Genomic DNA, 1,835 nt, shown 5'->3' on the forward strand with positions numbered 1-1,835 from the left:
GGTTGGGCAGGGGAGCGCAAATAAGCGCTTGACTCTGCGGGCAAAAAGCGTAATATACGCAGCCCGGCTGACCGAGAATATCAAATTTTAAGGTGGCCTGCTCTTTAACAATTAATCAGACAATCTGTGTGGGCACTCACAAGACGGTATCACAAAAAAATACTGAAAAGTCTTGAAGAGTGAACAACGGTTAATTCATGATGAACTAACTGACAATGAAATTCTTTGAGCATCAAACTTTAAATTGAAGAGTTTGATCATGGCTCAGATTGAACGCTGGCGGCAGGCCTAACACATGCAAGTCGGGCGGTAACAGGAAAGCGCGTGCGCTTTTGCTGACGAGCGGCGGACGGGTGAGTAAAGTCTGGGGATCTGCCTGATGGAGGGGGATAACCACTGGAAACGGTGGCTAATACCGCATGAAGTCGCAAGACCAAAGTGGGGGACCTGCGGGCCTCACGCCATCGGATGAACCCAGATGGGATTAGCTGGTAGGTAGGGTAATGGCCTACCTAGGCGACGATCCCTAGCTGGTCTGAGAGGATGACCAGCCACACTGGGACTGAGACACGGCCCAGACTCCTACGGGAGGCAGCAGTGGGGAATATTGCACAATGGGCGCAAGCCTGATGCAGCCATGCCGCGTGTATGAAGAAGGCTTTCGGGTTGTAAAGTACTTTCAGCGGGGAGGAAGAGTGCGGCCTGAATAGGGCTGGACTTTGACGTTACCCGCAGAAGAAGCACCGGCTAACTCCGTGCCAGCAGCCGCGGTAATACGGAGGGTGCAAGCGTTAATCGGAATGACTGGGCGTAAAGCGCACGCAGGCGGTCAATTAAGTTAGATGTGAAATCCCCGGGCTTAACCTGGGAACGGCATCTAAGACTGGTTGGCTAGAGTCTCGTAGAGGGGGGTAGAATTCCATGTGTAGCGGTGAAATGCGTAGAGATGTGGAGGAATACCGGTGGCGAAGGCGGCCCCCTGGACGAAGACTGACGCTCAGGTGCGAAAGCGTGGGGAGCAAACAGGATTAGATACCCTGGTAGTCCACGCTGTAAACGATGTCGATTTGGAGGTTGTTCCCTGGAGGAGTGGCTTCCGGAGCTAACGCGTTAAATCGACCGCCTGGGGAGTACGGCCGCAAGGTTAAAACTCAAATGAATTGACGGGGGCCCGCACAAGCGGTGGAGCATGTGGTTTAATTCGATGCAACGCGAAGAACCTTACCTACTCTTGACATCCAGAGAAGACCTCAGAGATGGGGTTGTGCCTTAGGGAGCTCTGAGACAGGTGCTGCATGGCTGTCGTCAGCTCGTGTTGTGAAATGTTGGGTTAAGTCCCGCAACGAGCGCAACCCTTATCCTTTGTTGCCAGCACGTAAAGGTGGGAACTCAAGGGAGACTGCCGGTGATAAACCGGAGGAAGGTGGGGATGACGTCAAGTCATCATGGCCCTTACGAGTAGGGCTACACACGTGCTACAATGGCGGATACAAAGTGAAGCGACCTCGCGAGAGCAAGCGGAACACACAAAGTCTGTCGTAGTCCGGATTGGAGTCTGCAACTCGACTCCATGAAGTCGGAATCGCTAGTAATCGTAGATCAGCATGCTACGGTGAATACGTTCCCGGGCCTTGTACACACCGCCCGTCACACCATGGGAGTGGGTGGCAAAAGAAGTCGGTAGCTTAACCGAAAGGAGGGCGCTGACCACTTTGTGATTCATGACTGGGGTGAAGTCGTAACAAGGTAACCGTAGGGGAACCTGCGGTTGGATCACCTCCTTACCTGAGATGCGTTGAGTGAGTGTTCACACAGATTGTCTGATGAAAGAAGAG

The 1,835-nt window shown here is 53.0% G+C and carries 1 rRNA gene; it reads left to right on the forward strand.

Annotation, left to right across the window (positions count from 1 at the left end):
* The first annotated feature begins 241 nt into the window (after positions 1–241).
* Positions 242–1,784, forward strand: a 16S ribosomal RNA gene (locus AM629_RS20985).
* Positions 1,785–1,835 lie beyond the last annotated feature (51 nt).

Origin of the sequence: Photorhabdus heterorhabditis (assembly GCF_001280945.1) — a bacterium.
GTDB classification, from domain to species: Bacteria; Pseudomonadota; Gammaproteobacteria; order Enterobacterales; family Enterobacteriaceae; genus Photorhabdus; species Photorhabdus heterorhabditis.